Origin of the sequence: Micromonospora tulbaghiae (assembly GCF_900091605.1) — a bacterium.
GTDB classification, from domain to species: Bacteria; Actinomycetota; Actinomycetes; order Mycobacteriales; family Micromonosporaceae; genus Micromonospora; species Micromonospora tulbaghiae.
Genome location: NZ_FMCQ01000003.1, coordinates 465,876 through 488,438 on the forward strand (window position 1 = coordinate 465,876; position 22,563 = coordinate 488,438).

The 22,563-nt window shown below is 73.1% G+C and carries 17 protein-coding genes; 10 read left to right on the plus strand and 7 right to left on the minus strand.

The window, feature by feature from the left end:
• The first annotated feature begins 9 nt into the window (after positions 1-9).
• The gene (locus GA0070562_RS11125; protein WP_091419486.1) at positions 10-2,232 is read left to right on the plus strand and encodes an MMPL family transporter; all 2,223 of its coding nucleotides are present in this window, start codon (positions 10-12) and stop codon (positions 2,230-2,232) included.
• A gap of 189 nt (positions 2,233-2,421) precedes the next feature.
• Complete coding sequence (locus GA0070562_RS11130) at positions 2,422-3,927, plus strand: MFS transporter (RefSeq protein WP_254663776.1); 1,506 nt, start codon at positions 2,422-2,424, stop codon at positions 3,925-3,927.
• Positions 3,928-3,976: 49 nt separating this feature from the next.
• Here GA0070562_RS11130 and GA0070562_RS11135 read toward each other — a convergent pair whose 3' ends face one another.
• A complete protein-coding gene (locus tag GA0070562_RS11135; RefSeq protein WP_091419526.1) occupies positions 3,977-4,846 on the minus strand; it encodes an endo alpha-1,4 polygalactosaminidase in 870 nt (289 codons plus the stop codon).
• Positions 4,847-4,923: 77 nt separating this feature from the next.
• Positions 4,924-6,123 (minus strand): CAP domain-containing protein, encoded by a 1,200-nt coding sequence (locus GA0070562_RS11140; protein ID WP_091419529.1) that lies wholly within the window; start codon positions 6,121-6,123, stop codon positions 4,924-4,926.
• A 371-nt stretch (positions 6,124-6,494) separates the two neighbouring features.
• On the opposite strand from GA0070562_RS11140, the gene GA0070562_RS11145 reads away from it, so the two are divergent.
• The 3 genes from GA0070562_RS11145 to GA0070562_RS11155 all read left to right on the plus strand — a co-directional run bounded on the left by GA0070562_RS11145 (position 6,495) and on the right by GA0070562_RS11155 (position 11,218).
• A complete protein-coding gene (locus tag GA0070562_RS11145) occupies positions 6,495-6,689 on the plus strand; it encodes a hypothetical protein (RefSeq protein ID WP_013284566.1) in 195 nt (64 codons plus the stop codon).
• Positions 6,690-7,004: 315 nt separating this feature from the next.
• A complete protein-coding gene (gene smc, locus GA0070562_RS11150; RefSeq protein WP_091419532.1) occupies positions 7,005-10,604 on the plus strand; it encodes a chromosome segregation protein SMC in 3,600 nt (1,199 codons plus the stop codon).
• Positions 10,601-11,218, plus strand: coding sequence for an HAD family hydrolase (locus GA0070562_RS11155; RefSeq protein WP_091419534.1), 618 nt, complete (start codon positions 10,601-10,603; stop codon positions 11,216-11,218). Before smc ends, GA0070562_RS11155 begins: the two co-directional genes overlap by 4 nt.
• Positions 11,219-11,224: 6 nt before the next feature.
• On the opposite strand, the gene GA0070562_RS11160 is transcribed toward GA0070562_RS11155, so the two are convergent.
• From GA0070562_RS11160 to GA0070562_RS11180, 5 genes are all read right to left on the minus strand, one after another.
• Entirely contained in the window at positions 11,225-11,752 is a 528-nt protein-coding gene (locus GA0070562_RS11160) for a DinB family protein (protein ID WP_091419537.1), read from the minus strand.
• A 52-nt stretch (positions 11,753-11,804) separates the two neighbouring features.
• Positions 11,805-12,293: a universal stress protein gene (locus GA0070562_RS11165; RefSeq protein ID WP_091419539.1), complete on the minus strand. Its 489-nt coding sequence runs from the start codon at positions 12,291-12,293 to the stop codon at positions 11,805-11,807.
• Between the two features lie 2 nt (positions 12,294-12,295).
• Positions 12,296-13,888 carry an MDR family MFS transporter gene (locus GA0070562_RS11170; protein WP_091419541.1) on the minus strand — a complete coding sequence of 531 codons (1,593 nt, stop codon included), beginning with the start codon at positions 13,886-13,888 and terminating at the stop codon, positions 12,296-12,298.
• A gap of 110 nt (positions 13,889-13,998) precedes the next feature.
• On the minus strand, positions 13,999-14,424 hold the full coding sequence (locus tag GA0070562_RS11175; protein ID WP_091419544.1) for a MarR family winged helix-turn-helix transcriptional regulator: 426 nt from the start codon (positions 14,422-14,424) through the stop codon (positions 13,999-14,001).
• Between the two features lie 13 nt (positions 14,425-14,437).
• On the minus strand, positions 14,438-16,150 hold the full coding sequence (locus GA0070562_RS11180; protein WP_091419546.1) for an alkaline phosphatase D family protein: 1,713 nt from the start codon (positions 16,148-16,150) through the stop codon (positions 14,438-14,440).
• Between the two features lie 148 nt (positions 16,151-16,298).
• Between GA0070562_RS11180 and ftsY the strand changes: the two genes are divergently transcribed.
• The 5 genes from ftsY to GA0070562_RS11205 all read left to right on the plus strand — a co-directional run bounded on the left by ftsY (position 16,299) and on the right by GA0070562_RS11205 (position 22,529).
• Positions 16,299-17,489, plus strand: coding sequence for a signal recognition particle-docking protein FtsY (ftsY, locus tag GA0070562_RS11185; protein ID WP_091419549.1), 1,191 nt, complete (start codon positions 16,299-16,301; stop codon positions 17,487-17,489).
• A gap of 8 nt (positions 17,490-17,497) precedes the next feature.
• Complete coding sequence (locus GA0070562_RS11190; RefSeq protein ID WP_175438700.1) at positions 17,498-18,361, plus strand: phosphotransferase; 864 nt, start codon at positions 17,498-17,500, stop codon at positions 18,359-18,361.
• Between the two features lie 166 nt (positions 18,362-18,527).
• A complete protein-coding gene (locus tag GA0070562_RS11195) occupies positions 18,528-19,883 on the plus strand; it encodes an ammonium transporter (protein ID WP_091419554.1) in 1,356 nt (451 codons plus the stop codon).
• Between the two features lie 25 nt (positions 19,884-19,908).
• Complete coding sequence (locus GA0070562_RS11200; protein WP_013284578.1) at positions 19,909-20,247, plus strand: P-II family nitrogen regulator; 339 nt, start codon at positions 19,909-19,911, stop codon at positions 20,245-20,247.
• 17 nt (positions 20,248-20,264) lie between these two features.
• Positions 20,265-22,529, plus strand: a complete 2,265-nt coding sequence (locus tag GA0070562_RS11205; RefSeq protein WP_091419556.1) for a [protein-PII] uridylyltransferase — start codon at positions 20,265-20,267, stop codon at positions 22,527-22,529.
• Positions 22,530-22,563: the final 34 nt, after the last annotated feature.

Below are 22,563 nucleotides of genomic sequence, written 5' to 3' on the forward strand. Positions count from 1 at the left end.
ACCCGGGACATGGGCAGGCGACCGGTTACCGTGCGGCTGGCACGGTGGAGTGCGGAGCATCCGTGGCGCGCGATCGCGTTGTGGGTGGTCTTCGTGGCGGTGTGTTTCGTCGGCGGCAGCGCCGCCGGGCTGAACGAGGCCACCGACGAGGATCAGGCGATCGGCGAGTTCGGACGGGCACAGCTGATCGTCGACAGTGGCGGGTTCGACCAGCCGGCGACCGAGAACGTGCTGATCACCGCCCGGTCGGGCTCGCTCGACCAGGCGGCCGCGAAGGCCGCCGCGCAGGACGCGGCGGACCGGCTGCGGCAGGTCGACGGCGTGGCCTCGATCGGTACGCCGATGCCGTCGCGCGACGGCAGCGCGCTGCTGGTGCCGATCACCATGTCGGGCGACCCGGGCACCGCGGGGGACCGGGTGCAGCCGCTGCGGGACACCACCGCGAAGGTGCAGGTCGCGCACCCGCAACTGCGGGTGGAGCAGGTCGGCGGCCCGTCGATCGACAAGGCGCTCGACGACACGCTCGGCAAGGACTTCAAGCGCGCCGAGCTGCTCAGCCTGCCGGTGACGCTGGCCATCCTGATCATCGCGTTCGGCGCGCTGATCGCCGCCGGGGTGCCGGTGCTGCTGGCACTCTCCTCGGTGGCCGCCGCGATGGGTCTCTCCACACTCGCCTCCCACCTGGTGCCGGCCACCGACACCACCGCGAGCGTCATCCTGCTGATCGGCATGGCGGTCGGCGTGGACTACTCGCTGTTCTACGTGCGGCGGGAACGGGAGGAACGGGCCAAGGGCCGGTCCGGCCTCGACGCGGTGGAGATCGCGGCGGAGACCTCCGGGCACGCCGTGGTGGTCTCCGGCACCGCCGTGATCATCTCGATGGGCGGTCTGCTGCTCGCCCAGGACGCGATCTTCTCCTCGCTGGCGGTCGGCTCGATCCTGGTGGTGGCGGTCGCCGTGATCGGCTCGCTGACCGTGCTGCCGGCGCTGCTGGCGAAGCTGGGCCGCTGGGTCGACCGGCCGCGGGTGCCGCTGCTGTGGCGCCTCACCGCCCCGCGCACCGGGCGGGACGGGCAGCCGGCCCGGCCCCGGTTCTGGCCGACGGTGCTCAAGCCGGCGCTGCGCGCGCCGGTGGCCACGCTGCTGATCTCGGTCGCGCTGCTGCTCGCGCTCGCCGCGCCGGCGCTCGGCATGAAGCTGAAGTTCCCCGCCGCCGAGGACGTGCCGCGCAACACCGCGGCCATGCAGGCGTACGACCGGCTCACCGCGGCCTACCCGAGCAACGGCACCAGCCACACGGTCGCCGTGCGGGCGCCCGCCGAGCAGGCCGAACAGGTGCGGGCCGCGCTCACCGACCTGGCCGGCCGTACCGCCGTCGACCCGCTCTTCGCGCCGGCCGAGGGGGACGGCCCGGAGATCCGGGTGTCGGCGGACCGGCGGGTGTCGGTGCTGGAGGTGGCCACGCCGCACGCCAGCCGCTCCGACGAGGCGTCCCGGTCGCTGCACGAGCTGCGCCAGGACCTGGTCCCGGCCACGCTCGGCGGCATCCCGGGCGTGGAGTACGCGGTCGGCGGCGGCGTGGCCGCCAGCGAGGACTACGCCGCCCACATCTGGGCGAAGCTGCCGATCGTCGCGGCGTTCGTGCTGGCGCTCACGTTCCTGGTGATGGCGTGGACGTTCCGGTCGGTGGTGGTGGCGCTGACCTCGATCGTGCTGAACCTGCTCTCCGCCGGCGCCGCGTACGGGCTGCTGGTGCTGGTCTTCCAGAGCGACTGGGCGGAAGGGCTGCTCGGTTTCACCTCGATGGACGCGATCGTCACCTGGCTCCCGCTGTTCCTGTTCGTGGTGCTGTTCGGACTGTCCATGGACTACCACGTCTTCGTGGTGAGCCGGATCCGCGAGGCGGTCGACCGGGGCATGCCCAACCGGGAGGCGGTGGCGCACGGCATCACCTCCTCGGCCGGGGTGGTGACCAGCGCGGCGGTGGTGATGGTGGCGGTGTTCTCCATCTTCGCCACGCTCAGCATGATCGATTTCAAGCAGCTCGGCATCGGCCTGGCGGCGGCGATCCTGCTGGACGCCACGATCATCCGCGCGGTCGTGCTGCCCTCGGTGATGACGCTGCTCGGTGACGCGAACTGGTGGGCGCCGCGCTTCATGCGCCGCCGTACGGCCGCCCCGGCGGTCGAGCCGCCGCCCGCCCCGGCGCCGGAGCTGGTCGGCGCCCGCTGACCAGGGTCGGCCGGGCGGCGTCCGGCCTGCACGACACGCCCCGGGAGTCACGGCTCCCGGGGCATGTCGGTTCCGGTTCTTCGCCGTGGATTAGGGCCCCTACCTGCGGGGCATGTGGGCCGCCATGGACGAACAGCTATCGCCGGCGGTCCGTCGCGCCCCGGCCTCCGCATCCCGGCGGCGGGCGTCGTGAGCACCGACGCCGCGAGCGGCACCGTACGGACCAACGTCCCGGCCCGCCTCGACCGGCTGCCGTGGTCCCGCTGGCACTGGATGATCGTCATCGGTCTGGGCACGGTCTGGATCCTCGACGGGCTCGAGGTGACGATCGTCGGCAACCTCTCCGGCAAGCTCGCCGAGCCGGGCAGCGGCCTGGACATCACCCAGAGCCAGGTCACCGGCCTGGCCGCCGCGCTCTACGTCGCGGGCGCCTGCACCGGCGCGCTCCTGTTCGGGTGGCTCACCGACCGGTTCGGCCGCAAGAAGCTGTTCCTGCTGACGCTCGGGCTGTACCTGGTCGCCACCGCGCTCACCGCGCTGTCGTTCGACACCTGGTGGTTCTTCCTGTTCCGGTTCCTCACCGGCATGGGCATCGGCGGTGAGTACGCCGCCATCAACTCGGCGATCGACGAGCTGATCCCGGCCCGCCACCGCGGCCGCATCGACATCATCATCAACGGCACGTTCTGGCTCGGCGCGGCGCTCGGCGCGCTGCTGACCGTACCGCTGCTCAACGGCCTGCCGACCAATCTCGGCTGGCGGGTGGCGTTCGGGCTGGGCGCGGTGCTCGGCGTGGTGATCCTGCTGGTGCGCCGGCACGTACCGGAGAGCCCACGGTGGCTGTTCATCCACGGGCACGCCGACGAGGCCAACCAGCTCGTGGACTCGGTCGAGGCCGAGGTGAGACGGGAGACCGGCAAGGACCTCGCCGAGGCGGACAACTACATCGAGATCCGGCAGCGCAGGAGCACGAACTTCCTGGAGATCGCCCGGACCCTGTTCCGCCGCTATCCCAAACGGGCCACGCTGGGCTTCGCGCTCTTCATCGGCCAGGCGTTCCTCTACAACGCGATCACGTTCGGGTTCGCCCAGATCCTGGAGACGTTCTTCGACGTGCCGCCCGGCAACAGCGGCTACTACTTCGCGGTGATCGCGGTCGGCAACCTGCTCGGCCCGCTGCTGCTGGGCCGGCTGTTCGACACAGTGGGCCGGGTGCCGATGATCGCCGGGTCGTACATCGGCTCGGGGGTGCTGCTGCTCGGCACCGCCTGGCTGTTCCACTCCGGCGTGCTGAGCGCGGTGACCATGACCGCCTGCTGGTGCGTGGTGCTGTTCTTCGCCTCGGCCGGCGCGAGCGCGGCGTACCTGACGGTCAGTGAGATCTTCCCGATGGAGACCCGGGCCATGGCGATCGCGTTCTTCTACGCGATCGGCACCGCCGCCGGTGGCATCACCGGCCCGCTGCTCTTCGCCAAGCTGGTCGGCAGCGGCGAGGTCGGGCAGACCGTGCTGGCGTTCGTCATCGGTGCCACCATCATGATCATCGGTGGGCTGGTGGAGCTGGCGCTCGGCGTCAAGGCCGAGGGCAGGTCCCTGGAGGACCTGGCCACCCCGCTGAGCGCGGAACACGCGGGGGTGCCGTCGCAGCGCGGCGGTGAGACCACCACCCCGGCCACCGGCGCGACCACCGGCTGAGCGCGCACGCCGGCGCCCCCGCTCCCCGACGGGCGGGGGCGCCGCGGCGTCACGGCAGCACGCACGGCTCCCGCCCGGCGTCCAACTGCCGGTCCTTGCGGATCGAGGCGAAGCCGTAGCCGACCGAGGTGACGCAGAAGTCCGCCGGGTCGCCGGTGTACTCGACGTGGAAGACCGGCTTCCCGGCGTCGACGAACGGCAGCAGCTTCGCGCACTCGCGGCGGCGTACGCACTCCTGGTTGACCGCGAAGTCGAAGTCGGGGGCGAGCGCGGCCACCTGCGCCACGTCGTCGACCAGACCGGGGGAGAGGCCGATCTTGCGGGCCAGCCCGGCCAGCCGGCGGTTGAACAGCAACTGGTCGTCGAAGTCCAGTGGGAAGCCGGAGCGGTGCCGGTAGCCGTCCGCGTCGGCGAACGCCACCGCGCCGAAGCCCTTGCCCCGGCACAGGCGGAACCGGTCGGCCAGCACCGGCGCGAGCGCGTCCCAGTTCCGTACGTCCAGGAAGCGGCTTGCCGGCCGCCCCGCCGCCGCCGTGCCGCGTACGGCGGCGGGGAAGCGGGTGGCGTCCGGGTCGTCGGCGGCGTACGTGCCGACCCGCACGTGGCAGACCAGCCGGCGGCCCTGCTCGCGCAGCGCGGCGGTCTCGGCCGAGGTGGTCGTCACCGGGTCGAGGAGGAAGACGTCGGCGTCTACCGTGACGTCCACCGGGGTGGTGAGCTGCCACTGCCACCGCCAGCTTTCGGCCTGGGCGGCCGGCCAGGGCGTGGGCGCGCCGGGCGGTGTGATCGGCCGGCGGCAGGCCGGCACCGGGGCGAGCAGCAGCGCGGTCAGCGCGAGCGCCGGGCCCCGGCGCGGGCCACGTCGGCGGACGTGGGCCGGCCGGGAGCGCGGCACGGCCCACACCGGCCGGATCCGCATCGACAGCTCCCCGGACGCGGGCGGCCCGACGCCGCCCCCGACCGGTCAACGAGCGCCGGGCCGGTCACGACGCGCGGTCAGCTCGGGGTGGCGAAGACCTGCGTCCAGTACGGCCCGTTGCTGCGCGCCACACCCACCCCGATCTGGGTGTACGAGCAGTTGAGGATGTTCTTCCGGTGGCCTTCGGAGTTCATCCAGCCCTCCATGACCGCCGCCGGCGTCTGGTAGTTCCAGGCCACGTTCTCGCCCACCATGCGGTAGCTGTAGCCGGCGGCCTTGACCCGGTCCCAGGGCTGGCTGCCGTCGCTGCCCGTGTGGTCCATCTTCTGGTGGTCGGCCTGGTCCTGGCTGTGCCGCTGGGCGGCCAGGTTCAGCTTGGCGTTGACGGTGAGCGCCTTGCAGCCGGCCTTCGCCCGCTCCTGATTGACGATCGTGACGACCTTCTGGAGTTCGGCGCTGAGCCCGGTCGTGGCGGTGGCCTTGGTGCTCGTGGAGCCGCCGCTCGATCCACCACTGCTCGACCCGCCGCTCGGGGCGCTGCTGCGCTCCTGCTGCCGCGACGGGGCGGTGCTGCGGTTCGGCTTCGGGGTGGCCTTCTTCGTCGGGCTCGGCGCGGCGGTGGTCGGTACGGCGGACGGGCTCGCCGACTCGGGGGCGAGCGCGTCGGCGGGCGCCTCCTCCGACCCCTCGGGCGCCTGCGGCGCGGCGGCCACCGGCGCGTCGGCGGAGGTGCGCTTGGTGCCCTGGTCGTCGCGGGGCAGCAGGACGGCGCCCACGCCGAGGCTCACCACAAGCGTCGCCGCGGCGGCGGCACCGCCGATCACGAACGGCCGGGACAGGCGCCGCTTCGGGCTCCGCCGGTCGTCGGCCGGGGTGTCGGTCGCCGGCCGCCAGGTCGCGGCGGGCTGCTCCCAGCCGCCGGCCGGCTGCTCATGCCCCTGCCAGGCAGCGGGCTGTTCCCGGCCCTGCCAGGTGGCCGGCTGTTCCTGCCCCTGCCAGGCGGTGGGCTGTTCCTGCCCCTGCCACGCCGCGGGCTGCTCGTGGCCCCGCCACGCGGGCTCCTGGCTCTGCCACGCGGCGGTCGGCTGCTCCTCGCCGTTCCACCGGTCCCGGGCCGGCGGGTAGGAGTCGGCGGGCGGCTGCTGCGCTCCGTCCCCGAACAGGTACGACGACCGCGGCTCGGGCCGGTCGCTGAGCCACGCCGGACCCTCGTCGGTCGGCGGCTCGGGACGCCGGCGGGCGCCCTCCGGTTCGATCGGGTCGTTCCAGCGGTACACGCCTGTCCCCTCCACGGGTCGGTTGCGGGCCCGGGTGACGCTACGGGCGCGCTCCAAGCTGCGGCAACGTGGCTAAGAAAGAGTTAAGGCGAAGCCGGCGGCAAGGATGAGTCCTTCGCACATTTCCGGCGTACAGTAAAGGCGTCCGGACAGAGCGTGTCCGCGCCTTGTGGCAGCCCCCGGCGAGTGGACCGGCCGACGTGGAGATGATCTACGGCCTTGGTCAACTTGACGAAGGAGGGGGTTTCGGCTCAATATGTAGGTGTCGCCAGTCGCGCCCAGCCATGCCCCGATGCAGTGGGAATGGCAGCCGCGAACATCATGGGCGCGCGTTGGCCGGCCTTTCCGGCAGCGCACATCAAGGAGTCAGCATGGCGAAGGCCCTCTACGGCCACGTAAGTGCAGCGCCCGACCGGCGTCTGCTCGACGAGGTCACCCGACTGCGTGCCAGGGTTCAGGCACTGGAGTTCGAGATCACGCGTCTGCGCGCCGACAACGATCGGCTTGCGGCGGCAGCGGCGGAGGCAGATGACCTCCTCCGTCTGGCCGAGCCCGCGCTGACCTGATCTCCAGTTGTCGGAAAACTGAATCGCACCACACCGAAAAGCGCGCCGACACTCAAGTGCCGGCGCGCAGCCATGTGCGTACCCCTTTTCGTCGCCGCCGTCGCAATTCTCGATCTTGCGGAACCGCCCGGAATTGCGCCCGGTAATTGTGATCATGCATTTCCGTTCCGTCCGTGACCTCCGGGCGGAAAGCGGACAGCCGGTCCGGCGGGTGGGTCGCGTGGCGGCGCCGCCCCGGTCCCGGGTTAGTCTGCGGGTTCACCAGGTCCGCGCAGCCGGCGACGGTACGGCGGCCACCGGACGAGGATCGAGAAGGTGCATCTCAAGAGCCTGACGGTGAAGGGCTTCAAATCCTTCGCCTCCGCCACGACGTTGAAGCTGGAGCCCGGGATCACCTGCGTGGTGGGCCCGAACGGCTCCGGCAAGTCCAACGTCGTCGACGCCATCGCCTGGGTGCTCGGCGAGCAGGGCGCCAAGGCGCTGCGTGGCGGCAAGATGGAGGACGTCATCTTCGCCGGCACCGCCGGGCGGGCGCCGCTGGGCCGGGCCGAGGTCACCCTCACCATCGACAACACCGACGGCGCGCTGCCGATCGAGTACACCGAGGTCTCCATCACCCGCCGGATGTTCCGCTCCGGCGAGAGCGAGTACGAGATCAACGGCGACTCCTGCCGTCTGCTGGACATCCAGGAGCTGCTGTCCGACTCGGGCATCGGCCGGGAGATGCACATCATCGTCGGCCAGGGCCGCCTCGACGGCATGCTGCACGCCAAGCCGGAGGACCGGCGGGCGTTCATCGAGGAGGCGGCGGGCGTCCTCAAGCACCGCAAGCGCAAGGAGAAGGCGCTGCGGAAGCTCGACGCGATGCAGACCAACCTCAACCGCCTGACCGACCTCACCGCCGAGCTGCGCCGCCAGCTCAAGCCGCTGGGCCGGCAGGCCGAGGTGGCCCGCCGCGCCGCCGGGATCCAGGCCAACCTGCGTGACGCCCGGCTGCGGCTGCTCGCCGACGACCTGCACACGCTGCGGACCACACTGGACAAGGAGATCGCCGACGAGACCGCGCTGCGCGAGCGGCGCGAGCTGATCGAGGCCGAGCACGGCGAGGTGCAGGGCCGCCTCGGCGAGCTGGAGGCGGCGCTGGCCGAGGACGCACCGCTGCTCGCGGCGGCGCAGGACACCTGGTACCGCCTCTCCGCGCTCCAGGAGCGGTTCCGCTCGATCGAGCAACTGGCCCGGGAGCGGCTGCGTCACCTCAGCGCCCCCGGCGACGACGAGCGCCCCGGCCGCGACCCGGAACAGCTGGAGGCGGAGTCGCGGCGCGTCCGCGAGCAGGAGGAGGAGCTGCGCGCCGCGCTCACCGAGGACCAGATCCGGCTGGCCGAGGCGGTCGAGCACCGCCAGGAGCTGGAACGGCAGCTCGCCGCCGCCGAGCGGGAGCTGGTCGCCGCCGCCAAGGCCATCGCCGACCGGCGGGAGGGGCTGGCCCGCCTGACCGGCCAGGTCAACTCCGCCCGGGCACGGACCACGAGCGCCGGCGAGGAGATCGAACGGCTCGCCGCCGCGCACACCGACGCGATGGGCCGGGCCGAGAAGGCGCAGGCCGACCTGGACGCGGTCGCCGAACAGTCGACCGAGGCCGACCGGGACAACGCCGACCTGGACGCCCGGCACGACGAGGCGGTGGCCGTGCACGAGCGGGCCCAGGCTGCGGTGCGCAGCCTCGCCGACGGTGAGCGCGCCGCCGAGAAGGACGCCGCCACCTGGAAGGCCCGCGAGGAGGCGCTCGCCATGGGCCTGCGCCGCAAGGACGGCGCCGGGGAACTGCTCGCCCGCGCCGACCAGGTGCCAGGGCTGCTCGGCAGCCTCGCCGGGCTGCTCACCGTCGCACCCGGTGACGAGGCGGCGCTCGCCGCCGCGCTGGGCGGCCTGGCCGACGCGGTGGCGGTCAGCGGCGTGGACGAAGCGGTCGAGGCGATGCGGCTGCTCAAGATTTCCGACGCCGGCCGGGCCGGACTGCTCGTCGGCAGCCCCGCCGGACCGGGCATGGACGGCTCCGCCGACGCGCTGCGCCCGAAGCTGCCCGAGGGCGCCCGCTGGGCCCCCGACCTGGTGGAGTGCTCGGCCTCGATCCGCCCGGCCGTGCACCGGGCGCTGCGCGACGTGGCGCTCGTCGACGACCTGGCCGCCGCGTCCGCGCTCGTCGCGGCGAACCCGGAGCTGCGCGCGGTCACCCCCGACGGTGACGTTGTCGGTGCGTACGTGGCGGCGGGCGGGTCGGCCAAGGCGCCGAGCTTCATCGAGGTGCAGGCCGCCGTCGAGGAGGCGCGGGCCAACCGGGCCACCGCCGAGCGCACCGCCACCGAGCTGCGGGAACAGCTGGCCGAGGCGCGCGCCGAGGTGGCCGCCGCCAAGGAGGCGGTGCAGCACGCCGCCGCCGCCAAGCGGGAGGCGGAGAGCCACCGCAACGCCGCCGCGCGCCGCCTCGCCGAACTGGGCGCCGCGGCCCGCTCGGCGAAGGCGGAGACCGACCGGCTCGGCGAGTCCCGTTCCCGCGCCGAGGCGGCCCGGGAACGGGACCTGGCGGCGCTCGCCGAACTGGAGGAACGGCTCCGGCTGGCCGAGGCCACCCCGATCGACGCCGAGCCGTCCACCGAGGAGCGGGACCAGCTCGCCGCCATGGTGCCGCAGGCACGGCAGAACGAGATGGAGGTCCGGCTCGCTGTGCGTACCGCCGAGGAGCGGGTGGCCTCGATCGCCGGGCGGGCCGACTCGCTGGCCCGGCAGGCCACCGCCGAACGCGCGGCGCGGGAGCGCGCCGCGGCCCGGCGCGCGGCCCGTACCCGGGGCGCCCAGATCGCCCGGGCCGTGGTCGGCGGCGCCCGCGAGGCGCTCACCCGGCTCACCGTCTCCATCGCCCGGGCCGAGGAGCACCGCGACGCCGTCGCCCGCGAGCGCGCCGCGCGCGAGGCCGAGCTGTCCGAGGTACGCGGCGCGGCCAAGCGCCTCGCCGCCGAGCTGGAACGGCTCACCAGCCAGGTGCACCGCGACGAGGTGGCCCGCGCCGAACAGCGGATGCGCATCGAGCAGCTGGAGGCCAAGGCCGCCGAGGACTTCGGGCTGGACGTGGCCACGCTCGTCGCCGAGTACGGCCCGGACCGGCTGGTGCCGCCCACCGACGCGGACGTGGCGCTCGCCGAGAAGGACGGCCGGCCGGTGCCGGAGCCGGTCCGCTACGAGCGGCCGGTGCAGGAGAAGCGGGCCGCCAAGGCGGAGCGGGAGCTGGCCCTGCTGGGCAAGGTGAACCCGCTCGCGCTGGAGGAGTTCGCGGCGCTGGAGGAGCGTTTCAAGTTTCTCTCCGAGCAGCTGGAGGACCTCAAGGCCACCCGCCGGGACCTGCTCACAGTGGTCAAGGACGTGGACGACCGCATCCTTGAGGTCTTCGCCAGCGCGTTCGCCGACACCGCCCGGGAGTTCGAGCAGGTCTTCACGGTGCTGTTCCCCGGCGGCGAGGGCCGGCTGATCCTCACCGACCCCGAGGACATGCTCACCACCGGTGTCGAGGTCGAGGCCCGCCCGCCGGGCAAGAAGATCAAGCGGCTCTCGCTGCTCTCCGGCGGGGAGCGGTCGCTGACCGCGGTGGCCATGCTCGTGGCGATCTTCCGCGCCCGGCCCAGCCCGTTCTACATCATGGACGAGGTGGAGGCGGCGCTCGACGACGTGAACCTGGGCCGCCTGATCACGCTGCTGGCACAGTTGCGGGAGAAGAGCCAGCTGATCGTGATCACACACCAGAAGCGGACCATGGAGATCGCCGACGCGCTCTACGGGGTGACCATGCGCGCCGGTGTGACCCAGGTGATCAGCCAGCGGCTCAACCGGGCCGACGACGAGGAACAGGTGACAGACGAGTGAGTCGGGAACGCGCCACGGCGCTCCTGGTGGACTTCGACGGCGTGCTGCGCCGCTGGGACCCGGCGGTGGCCGTCGGCGTCGAGCGGGAGTACGGGCTGACCGAGGGCGTCCTCGGTGAGATCGCGATGTCCTGGGGACTGCTCCAGCCGGTGCTGACCGGGCAGGTCAGCCACGCCCAGTGGATGACGAGCGTGGCCGACGCGCTGACCCCCGCAGTCGGCGTGGACCGGGCCCGTGCGGCGGTCCAGGAGTGGCAGAGCTACCGCGGCGAGGTCGATCCGGACGTGCTGGCGTTCGTCCGTGAGGTGCGGGCGGCGGGCATCCGGGTGGGGCTGGGCACCAACGCCACCGACCTGCTCGACGCCGACCTGGCCGCGCTGGGCCTGACCGAGGAGCTGGACGTGATCGTCAACTCCTCGGTCATCGGGGTGCACAAGCCGGCGAAGGAGTACTTCCAGGCCGCCTGCGAGGCACTGGAGACGCCGCCGGGGCGGGTGCTGTTCGTCGACGACGAGGACCGCGCGGTGGCCGGCGCCCGGGTGGCGGGCCTGTCCGCGCACCGCTGGAGCGGCCCGGCCGACCTGCGGTACCTGCGGGCGGCGCTGGCGTACTGAGCCGGGTCAGCTCCCGGTCACGCCGTCGACACGTTCCCGGATCAGGTCGGCGTGGCCGTTGTGCCGGGCGTACTCCTCGATCATGTGCACGTACACCCAGCGCAGGCTGATCTCGTTGACGGTGTCGCCCCGGCGTAGGCGGAAGGTGTGGTCCAGCGGCAGGTCGGCCACGGCCCGGTCGGCCGCCTCGATCTCGGCCCGCAGCGTGGCGAACGCCTCGGCCGGGTCGACGTCGGCGATGTCGTTGAGGTCGGCGTCCGGGTCGGTGCTGTAGTCGTAGAGGTCCGGCAGGTCCAGGGCGGCGGCGCGGTGGCGGAACCACCACCGCTCGACGTCGGCCATGTGCCGGACCAGGCCGAGCAGGGTCAGCCCGGAGGGCTCCACGCTCGGTGTGCGCAGTTGCTCGGCGGTCAGCCCGGCGCACTTGTGTTGCAGGGTGTCACGGTGGAGGTCGAGCCAGCCTTGCAGCATGGAGCGCTCGTCGGCGACGTAGGGCTCGTGGCGGCGGTCGATCTCAGGTACGGTCCAGGTCATCCGAGGGATGCTAGGTGAGCGCCGGGCACGCCGCGATGCGTTAATCGCCGGCCTACGGCACCACGACGACCGGCCAGCGGCCGGTGCGGACCAGCCGGGTGGCGACCGAGCCGACCAGCTTGTGCCCGGCCTGCTCGGAGGACCCGACCACCACCATGTCGGCCCGGTGCTCGTCGGCGGCCCGGCACAGCTCGGTGTAGGCGTCGCCGCGCCGGCACAGGAACGTCACCGGCAGGTCCAGTTCCTCGGCCCCACGCCGGCACTCGGCGCGCAGCTCGTCGGCCAGCTCGTCGTGGGTCTGCTGGACCGCGCCGGCCACCACGCCGGAGAGCATCGCGCTGTACGAGGTCGGCGAGCTGACGAACACCGCCACCAGCGTGGCGCCCTGCCGCCGGGCCAGCCCGGCGGCGTACGCGGCGGCGCGCATCGAGGTGCGGCTGCCGTCCACGCCGACCAGTACCACCCGTGGCCCGTCCGTACCCCGTTCGTAGGGCAGCGGACGGGTCCGCGGGCCGTACCGCTCACGTTCCGCGGCGTCCATCGTCAGTCCCCCGCTCCGGCCGGGATCACGTCGGCCTTCTCCCGCCCGGCGGGGATGACCGGCTCGGCGTTGGAGCGGCGCAGCGGCACCTCCCGGATGAGGACCACCGCGACGAGGGCGAGCAGCCCGAACGGGGCGGCGGCCAGGAAGATGTCACCGGCGGCGTGCCCGTACGCGGACTCGACCACCGTGCGGATCGGGCCGGGCAGCGTGTGCACGTCCGGCAGGCCGCCGCCACCCGACCCGGAGGCCGGGATGCCGAGGCGGCTCAGACCGTCGGCCGTGTAGCCGGTGACCCGGTGCCCGAGCACCGCGCCGAGCGCGCTCACGCCGATCGCGCCGCCGAGGCTGCGGAAGAACGCCACCACCGAGCTGGCCGCGCCCAGTTCGTCCGGGCGGACCGTGTTCTGCACGGCCAGCACCAGGTTCTGCATGGACATGCCGACGCCGAGGCCGATCAGGGCCATGAAGACGGCCAGGTGCCAGTACGGGGTGTCCGCGCGCATGGTGCCCATCAGCGCGAAGCCGGCGGTGAGCAGTACCGAGCCGATGACGAGCCAGCTCTTCCAGCGGCCGGTGGCGGTGATGATCCGGCCGACCACCGTGGAGGAGACCAGCAGGCCGCCGATCATCGGGAGCGTCATCAGGCCGGACATCGTCGGGCTGGCGCCGCGGCTGATCTGGAAGTACTGCCCGAGGAACACCGAGGCGCCGAACATGCCGACGCCGACCGCGATGCTGGCGATGACGGCGAGCGTGATGGTGCGGTTGCGGAACAGCCGCGGCGGGATCATGGGGTCCGCGGCACGCTTCTCGACCCGGGTGGCGAGCACGCCGAGCAGCGCCGCGCCGGCCACCATCGCACCGCTCTGCCAGGAGACCCAGTCGTACCTGTCACCGGCCAGAGTGATCCAGACGAGCAGCAGCGAGACGGCGGCGGTGATGAGCGTGGCGCCCCACCAGTCGATCTTCACATCGCGCTTGACCACCGGCAGCCGCAGCGTCCGCTGGAGCACGATCAGGGCGAGCACGGCGAACGGCACGCCCACGTAGAAGCACCAGCGCCAGCCGAGCCAGGAGGTGTCCACGATCACGCCGCCGATGAGCGGCCCGCCGATGGTGCCGACGGCCATCACCGCGCCGAGGTAGCCGCTGTACCGGCCGCGCTCGCGCGGGGCGATCATCGTCGCCATGATCACCTGGGCGAGGGCGGTGAGGCCGCCCGCGCCGACGCCCTGCACGACCCGGCAGGCGATCAGCTCACCGGTGGTCTGTGCCTGCCCGGCGAGCACCGAGCCCAGCACGAAGACCACCAGGGAGAGCTGGACCAGCAGCTTCTTGCTGAACAGGTCGGAGAGCTTGCCCCAGATGGGCGTGGTCGCGGTGGTCGCCAGCAGCGTCGAGGTGACCACCCAGGTGTACGCGGACTGACCGCCGCGCAGGTCGGTGATGATCCGCGGCAGCGCGTTGGAGACGACCGTGGAGGAGAGGATCGCGACGAACATGCCCAGCAGCAGGCCGGAGAGGGCCTCCAGGATCTGCCGGTGGGACATGTCGACGGCGGTCGCCCGTGCGGGCGCAGTCGCCTGAGTCATCGTGGGTGGCCTCCGAGACGGGGGAGAAGGGTTGCCTCGGGCAACCGTAGGATGTGGTTGCCTAAAGCAACAACTTCACCCGGCCGGGCTTTGTTCCAGGTGGGGCCGGGTCAGAACGACTCGTTGAAGCGGTGCATCAGCCGGGCGAGGTCCGCGACGTCCTCTTGTGGCCAGCTTTCGAGCGAACGCCTGATCTGTCCGAGTCGGGCCGCCCGGGCCGCGTCGAACCGCCGGGTGCCCTCTTCGGTGAGGCTGAGCTGGGCCGCCCGCCGGTCCGTCGGGTCCGGGTCGCGGCGGACCAGGCCCAGCGCCTCCAGTCCGCCGATCTGGCGGCTCAGCGTGCCCTTGCCGATGCCCAGCTTCGCGGCCAGGTCGGTGAGCCGGGTCGACCCCGACCGCCGCAGCCAGAGCAGCAGGCCGTAAGCGTTGGGCTCCAGGTTCGGGTGGACCTCGCGGGCGATCTCCCAGGACAGCGCCCGGCCGCGGCGCAGCAGCGCGGTCAACTCGTGCTCCACGGCGCGCAGCGTCTCGTCCACGCTCAGAGGGTACTCAGTCGCCCTCGCTGAGTTGCTGTTGCGCCACCGGTCGCAGTTCGCCGTCGCTGGTCGTGCCCTCGATCACCACGGCGGCCTTACGGCCCTGGTGGGTGAGCGTGGCCACGGCGTTGCCGAAATAGGGCCCGGCCAGCTTCCGCCAGCGCACCGGCGGGCGGCGTACCCCGGCCGAACGCGCCAGCGCCCGGGTCGCCCCGGCCGGCCCCGGATTCCAGCCCAGCGTCATCAGCGGGCGCATGCCGGCCGGCACCTGGTTGTGGATCGGCGAACAGGTGAGCTGGTGCACCGGCGTGCGGACGTCACGGTCGGCGAACCGGGCCCGCGCCACGTACGAGTGGTGCACGTCGCCGGAGAGCACGCTGATCGACGCCGGTCGCGCGTACGCCGGCCCGGCGCCCACCCGCGCGCCGGTGCGTGGCGCGGTGCCGCTGCCCAGCCGCGCGAACAGCTCGCCCAGCGCCTCGAACGAGCGCCGGAACGCCGCCCAGTGCTCCAGGTCCAGGGCCCGCCGGATCTGCTCGGAGAGCCGGGCCACCCAGGGGCGGTCCGAGTCGGCCAGGCGCTCGTTCCACGCCTCGACGTGGTGGATGCCCGGCGGCAGCAGCCACGGCAGCGAGCTGCCCACCACCAGATGGTCGTAGGTGCCGTGCGCCTGGTCGAGGAACCACGACCACTCGCCCGGCGGCAGCATCGCCCGGTTGCGCGGCAGGAGCACCCGGCTGGACCGGTTGTCCAGCATGACCAGGCGGGTGCGGCCCAGGTCCAGCGCGTAGCTCCACTGGTACTGCACGGCCCGCCAGCGCTCGGTGTCGTGCGCCAGGTCGGCCTCCTTGTCGACCCGCTCGCCGAACTCGTGCAGGACGCTCGTGGCGTCCTCGGCGGCGATCACCTTCGCGTACACCGGGTCGGCGGCGATCTCGTCCGGGCTCAGGTTGCCCAGGTGCTGGTAGACCCAGTAGGAGGCGAGGCCGCTGCGGATCCGCTCGGCCCACCACGGCTGCTCGCGCATGTCCGCGCGCCACGACTGCGAGGTGTTCCAGTCGTCGATCACCTCGTGGTCGTCGAAGATCATCACGCTCGGCACGGTGGAGAACAGCCAGCGGATCTCCGGGTCGCGCCACGACTCCAGGTAGAGCTTGGTGTACTCGTCGAAGCTGACCACCTGCGTCGCCGGGGCGTCCTTCGGCCGGCGCCGGCGCCGCTTGAGCAGCCGCCGCACCGTCGGCGAGGTCTCGTCCGCGTACACCTGGTCGCCGAGCAGCACCAGCAGGTCGGGCAGCACGGCCTCATCGGGCGCGGCCATCACCCGCCGGGCGTACGCGTCCAGCGCGTCCGGCGGCAGCTTCCGGGCGGTGGAGTGCTGGGTGGTCTCCCGGCAGGAGCCGAACAGCAGCCGCACCGGCTGGTCGGCGTCGTCGAGCGCGCGGGTCCGGATCACGCTCGGCGGGAACGACGAGTCGGGCAGCGGCCACGCGACCTCGTCGTCGACCAGCACCTCGTAGGTCGTGGCGCTGTCCGGGGTGAGCCCGGTCACCACGACGATCGCGTAGTGGTGGTCGTACGCGGAGAAGGTGGGCGCGCTGCCGGTGGCGCCGTCGGCCGTGCGGACGGTGACCACCGCGGGCGCGCTCGTCTCGACCCAGACGGTCGCCCGCGTGTCGACGACCCGGCGCAGCAACGGGCCGATGAGCAGGCGGGAACCGAGCACGACACACACCTCCGACAAGATCGTTTCGGCTGTTCCCTACCCGGCCGGCGGTTGCGGTACGCCTTCCGGTGCGAGCGTACCCGCAGGTTGTGCGCGTGCCGAGGCGGTGAGTGGGACGCCGTCGCCGGCATCTGACAGGATTTCGGGCATGACGGAATACCTCCTCGTCGCTCTCGCCCTGCTCGGCGTGCTGATCATCGGCGGCCTGAGCCTCGTGGTGCCCCGGCTGCGCCGGCGCCCGCAGCCGCCGCTGCCGCGCACGGAGGTCGACACCCGGACGGAGGAGGACCTGGCCGGCCCGCCGGTCGAGGCCCCGGAGGCGGAACTCACCACCGGCGTGGTGGTCGAGGCGCCGCCGGCCCCTCCGGTCGAGGTGCCGCAGGTCGAGGTGCCGGAGCCCACCGCCGGCCGGCTGGTCCGGCTGCGCTCCCGGCTGTCCCGCTCGCAGAACGTCTTCGGCAAGGGCCTGCTCGGCCTGCTCAGCCGCGACCGGCTGGACGAGGACACCTGGGAGGAGATCGAGGACAGCCTGATCACCGCCGACGTCGGCATCGACGCCACCCGGGAGATCGTCGACCGGCTGCGCGAGCGGACCCGGGTGCTCGGCACCCGCACCGGGGACGAGCTGCGGGCGCTGCTCGCCGCCGAGCTGGTCAACGCGCTCGACCCGAGCCTGGACCGCTCGCTGCGCACCGCGCCGAAGGAGGGCGTCCCGGCGGTGGTGCTCGTGGTCGGCGTCAACGGCGCCGGCAAGACCACCACCTGCGGCAAGATCGCCCGGGTGCTCGTCGCGGACGGCCGCAGCGTGCTGCTCGGCGCGGCCGACACGTTCCGGGCCGCCGCCGCCGACCAGCTGGAGACCTGGGGCGGCCGGGTGGGCGCCGAGACGGTCCGCGGGCCCGAGGCGGCCGACCCGGCGAGCGTCGCGTTCGACGCGGTCAAGCGAGGCATCGACACCGGCGTCGACACCGTGCTCATCGACACCGCCGGCCGGCTGCAGAACAAGGTCGGCCTGATGGACGAGCTGGGCAAGGTCAAGCGGGTGGTGGAGAAGCACGGCCCGATCGACGAGACGCTGCTGATCCTCGACGCCACCACCGGCCAGAACGGGCTGGAGCAGGCGCGGGTCTTCACCGAGGCGGTGAACGTCACCGGCGTGGTGCTGACCAAGCTCGACGGGACGGCCAAGGGCGGCATCGTGATCGCCGTGCAGCGCAAGCTCGGCATCCCGGTCAAGCTCGTCGGCCTCGGCGAGGGCAAGGACGACCTGGCCCCGTTCGACCCGGCACAGTTCGTCGACGCGTTGCTCGGCACCGAGCCGCTCGCCCGGGACGCGTAGCCTCTCCCGTGACGACTGACGATCGCGCCTACGCGGGGTGGCGCGACCCCAGCCACCCGTCGCCACGCCTCGGGAGACCGTACGTGACTTCGCAGGAGATCCCGCTGCACGGCGGGAACGTGAGCACAGTGGTCCGTGTGGGAGACACGGTCCGGCGCAACGCCGGCCCGTGGACGCCCTCCGTGCACGCGCTGCTGCGCCACCTGGAGTACGTCGGATTCACCGGCGCGCCCCGGGCGCTCGGCATGGACGAGCGCAACCGGGAGGTCCTGTCGTACCTGGAGGGGGAGTGCGGGGAGTACCCGCTGGCCCCGCACTGGGTCACCGACGAGGCCCTGGTGACGGTGGCCACCATGCTGCGGATGTTCCACGACGCGCAGTACGGCTTCACCCCGCCGCCCGGCGCGGTCTGGCGCTCGTTCGGGCCGCCCCCGCCGGACACCGAGGTCATCTGCCACCACGACGCCGCGCCGCACAACGTGATCTGGCGGCCGGACGGCACGCTCGGGCTGATCGACTTCGACCTCGCCTCGCCCGGCGCCCGCATCTACGACGTGGCGTACGCGGCCTGGACCTGGGTGCCGATCTTCTCCGACCGCGACTCGGTCACGCTCGGCTGGAAGCACCCCGACCGGCCGCGCCGGCTGCGGCTGTTCGCCGACGCGTACGGGCTGATCCCGCGCGACCGGCACCGCCTCATCCGGACCATCCGCAAGCGCATCGTCGACCACGTCGAGGGCATCCGGCGGATGGCCGCGGCTGGTGAGCCGGCGTTCGTCCGGATCGTCCACAAGGGTCACCTGCGTCGTCCTATGCGTGACCTGCGGCTGCTCGACTACGAGCGGCACCAGCTGGAGTACGCGCTCCGCTGACCAAGATCGGCGTTCTTCACACGCCGGAAACAACCCGTCACGCGTCGGAAATCGTGCGGTGTCGCTGAAGGAAACAGCCGGCGACAAAGCTTCCGCGCAACCGGCTGACGGGCGATGCTGCCAGGTCTCAGTCGGAGGGAGGAATACGACAACGAGAGGAGGCAGCGTGGAGATCGACACCGGGAACACTGCCTGGTTGCTTGTCTCGACTGCCCTCGTGCTGCTCATGACCCCCGGTCTCGCGCTGTTCTACGGCGGCCTGAACCGGTCCAAGGGCGTTCTGAACATGATGATGATGAGCTTCTCGTCCATCGGGCTCGTCAGCATCCTGTGGCTTTTCTACGGCTTCACCGTCGCCTTCGGCGAGGGCGGCAAGTTCTGGGGTGACCTGGGCCAGTACCTGGGCACCAAGACCTTCGTCGGCGAGAACGACCTGTGGGGCGAGACGGGTATCCCGATCTACGTCTTCATCGCCTTCCAGATGATGTTCGCGGTCATCACCGTGGCGCTGATCAGCGGCGCGCTGTCCGACCGGGTGAAGTTCGCCGGCTGGCTGCTGTTCGCGTTCGGCTGGGCCACCCTGGTCTACTTCCCGGTCGCCCACATGGTCTGGGGCGGCGGGCTGATCGGCGGCGACATCGGCGCGCTGGACTTCGCCGGCGGAACCGCTGTGCACATCAACGCCGGTGCTGCGGCGCTCGCGCTGGTGCTGGTGCTCGGCAAGCGGGTCGGCTGGCCGCGCGAGAGCATGAAGCCGCACAACGTCCCGATGGTCGCCCTCGGCGCCGCGCTGCTGTGGTTCGGCTGGTTCGGCTTCAACGCCGGCTCCGAGCTGACCGCCGACGGGGTCACCGCGCTGGCGTTCATCAACACCCAGGTCGCCACCGCCGCCGCGCTGCTCGGCTGGATCGTGGTGGAGTGGCTGCGCGACGGCAAGCCGACCTTGGTCGGCGCCTCGTCCGGTGCCATCGCCGGCCTGGTCGCGATCACCCCGGCCTGTGCGTTCATCACCCCGGCCGCAGCGGTGCTGCTGGGCGTGGTGGCCGGTGCGGTCTGCGCCCTCGCGGTCGGTCTGAAGTACCGGCTCGGCTACGACGACTCCCTCGACGTGGTGGGCGTGCACTTCGTCGGCGGCTGGATCGGCTGCCTCTGGATCGGCCTGTTCGGCACCGCCTCGGTCAGCTCGCTGGTGGAGACCGACGGCCTGTTCGTCGGCGGCGACGCCACGCTGCTCGGCAAGCAGGCGATCAGCGCGCTGATCGTCAGCGTCTACTCCTTCGTGATCGCCTTCGCCCTGGGCTTCGTGATCGACAAGACGATCGGCCTGCGGGTCTCCGCCGAGGCCGAGGTCGACGGCATCGACATCGCCGAGCACGCGGAGAGCGGCTACGACCTGTCGCCCACCACGGGCAGCAGCGGTGGCGCGTTCGCGATGGCCGGGATCGGCGCCGGCAAGTCGACCGCGGAGCCCGCCGTCGAGTCCGACGATTCCGCGCCGGTCAGCGAGAAGGTCGCCGGTTAACGTTCCTGGGATGGAGGGGTTGGACATGAAGCTGGTGACCGCGGTCATCAAGCCGTACCAGCTGGACGCGGTGAAGGAGGCCCTGCACGCACTCGGCGTGGCCGGGCTGACCGTCAGCGAGGTCCAGGGCTACGGCCGGCAGAAGGGGCACACCGAGGTCTACCGGGGTGCCGAGTACACGGTCGAGTTCCTGCCCAAGATCCGGGTCGAGGTGCTCACCGACGAGATGGACGTCGACAAGATCGTGGACGCGATCGTCGGCGCCGCCCGGACCGGCAAGATCGGCGACGGCAAGGTCTGGGTGACCGGCGTCGAGGAGGTCGTCCGGGTGCGTACCGGCGAGCGCGGGCTCGACGCCCTCTGATCGCCGGATCCGCCGACATGACCTCGTTGACCACTGCCACCGGCCCTTCCGAGGGTCAGGCGGCGGTGGTCAACGGGGTCGTCGGCGTACCCGGGGGCATCGGCGTGGCGGCCCGGTCCGCGCGAGCCGACGCGCTCGACGCCTGGCTGTGCCGGGCCTTCCCGGAGCGGGACGGGGTCGCGCTCGTCGCGGTGGGCGGGCTGGGCCGCCGCCAGTGCGCCCCCTACGGCGACCTCGACCTGGTGCTGCTGCACGCGGGGGTGCCCGGCATCGACGAGCTGGCCGCGTCGCTCTGGTATCCGATCTGGGACGCCGGGCTGCGGCTGGACCACTCGGTGCGCACCGTCGCCGAGGCGCTGTCGGTGGCCCAGGACGACGTCAAGGTCGCCCTCGGCCTGCTCGACGCCCGGCACGTGGCGGGCGACCCGGCGCTCACCGACCAGCTCTCCCGTACCGCCACCGACCACTGGCGGCGGACCGCGATCCGCCAGCTCCCCGGCCTGCGCGAGATCACCGCCGCCCGCTGGGAGGCGCACGGCGAACTGGCCTTCCTGCTCGAAGGCGACCTCAAGGAGGCGGCCGGCGGGCTGCGCGACGTGGGCATCCTGCGCGCCATCGCCACCGCCGGGGTCACCGACGCGCTCCGCCCGGCCGTGCACGCGGCACACCGGCGGCTGCTGGACACCCGCGACGCGCTGCACCAGCAGGTGGGCCGACGGGTCGACCGCCTGGTCGCCCAGGAACGCGACGGCGTGGCGCGCCTGCTCGGCGCCGAGGACGGCGATGCGCTGCTGCGGCTGGTGGCCGGCGACGCCCGCACGGTGAGCCACGCCCTCGACGACGCCTGGCGGGCCGCCGACCGGCTCCGCTCCGGCCGGCACCGCGCCGCACCCGGCCGTCCGCTGCGCCGCCCGGTCGCCCGGGACGTGGTGGAGCAGGACGGGGAGCTGGTGCTCGCCCGCACCGCCATCGGGGCCCGCCCCGACCCGAGCCTGTCGCTGCGCGTGGCCGCCGCTGCCGCCGCCACCCGGCTGCCGATCGCGCGGGCCACCTGCGAGTGGCTTGCCGCGTACTGCCCGCCGCTGCCCGCGCCCTGGCCGCCGGCGGCCCGCGCCGCGCTGATCACCCTGCTCGGCGCCGGTTCCGGCCTGGTGCCCGCCTGGGAGACCTGCGACAGGTACGGGCTGATCGACCGCTGGCTGCCCGAGTGGACGCGGATGCGCAGCCTGCCCCAGCACAACCCGGTGCACCGGTTCACGCTCGACCGGCATCTGGTGCAGACCGCGTACGAGGCGAGCCGGCACACCCGCGACGTGGAACGGCCGGACCTGCTGCTGCTCGGCGCGTTCCTGCACGACATCGGCAAAGGGCTACCCGGCGACCATTCGACAGTGGGCGCGCCGCTGGCCGAGGCGGTCGCCGCCCGGATCGGGCTACCGCCGGCCGAGGCGGCGCTCATCGGCACACTGGTCCGGCTGCACCTGCTGCTGCCCGACGTGGCCACCCGGCGCGACCTGTCCGACCCGAAGACCATCGCCGGGGTCGCCGAGCGCGTCGGTGACACCGGCACGCTGGAACTGCTGCACGCCCTGGTCCGCGCCGACGCCGCCGCCACCGGTCCGGCCGCCTGGTCCGGCTGGAAGGGCCGGCTGATCGCCGAGCTGGTGAGCCGGGTGCGTACCACGCTGGACACGGGCGTGGTGCCCGCCCCGCCGGCTCCGGACCCGGCGCTCGTGGCCGGGCCGCTGCCGGTCGTACACCTGGGTGAGGACCGGGTGTCGGTGGCCGCGGCGGACCGGCGAGGGCTGCTCGCCACTGTCGCCGGCTGCCTGGCGCTGCACCGCCTGGAGGTGATCTCCGCGGACGCCGCCACCGTCGACGGCCGGGCCCTGGTCGAGTGCCGGGTGCAGCCGCGCTACGGGCTGGCCCCGGAGCCGATCGCGCTCAGCGCCGACCTGCGCCGCGCGGTCGGCGGCGACGTCTCGGTCATCCAGCGGCTGCGCGGGCGGGCCCTGGCCGCGCGCAGCCAGGGCGCCGCGCCGCGGGTGGTCTGGCACCGGGAGGCGGCCACCGACGCGGTTCTGCTGGAGCTGCGGGCGGCCGACGCGGCCGGGCTGCTGTACCGGGTCACCTGCGCGCTGGACGACGCGGGCGCCCAGGTGCGGGCGGCCCGGATCTCGACGCTCGGCGGTGACGTGGTGGACGCGTTCTACCTGGTCGGCGGCTGGCCCTCGGACGAGGAACGGGCCCGGATCGAGGCCGCCGTGCTCGCCGCCGTGTAGCGGAACGAGCCGCCGGGCCGGAGCGGGCGGGTGG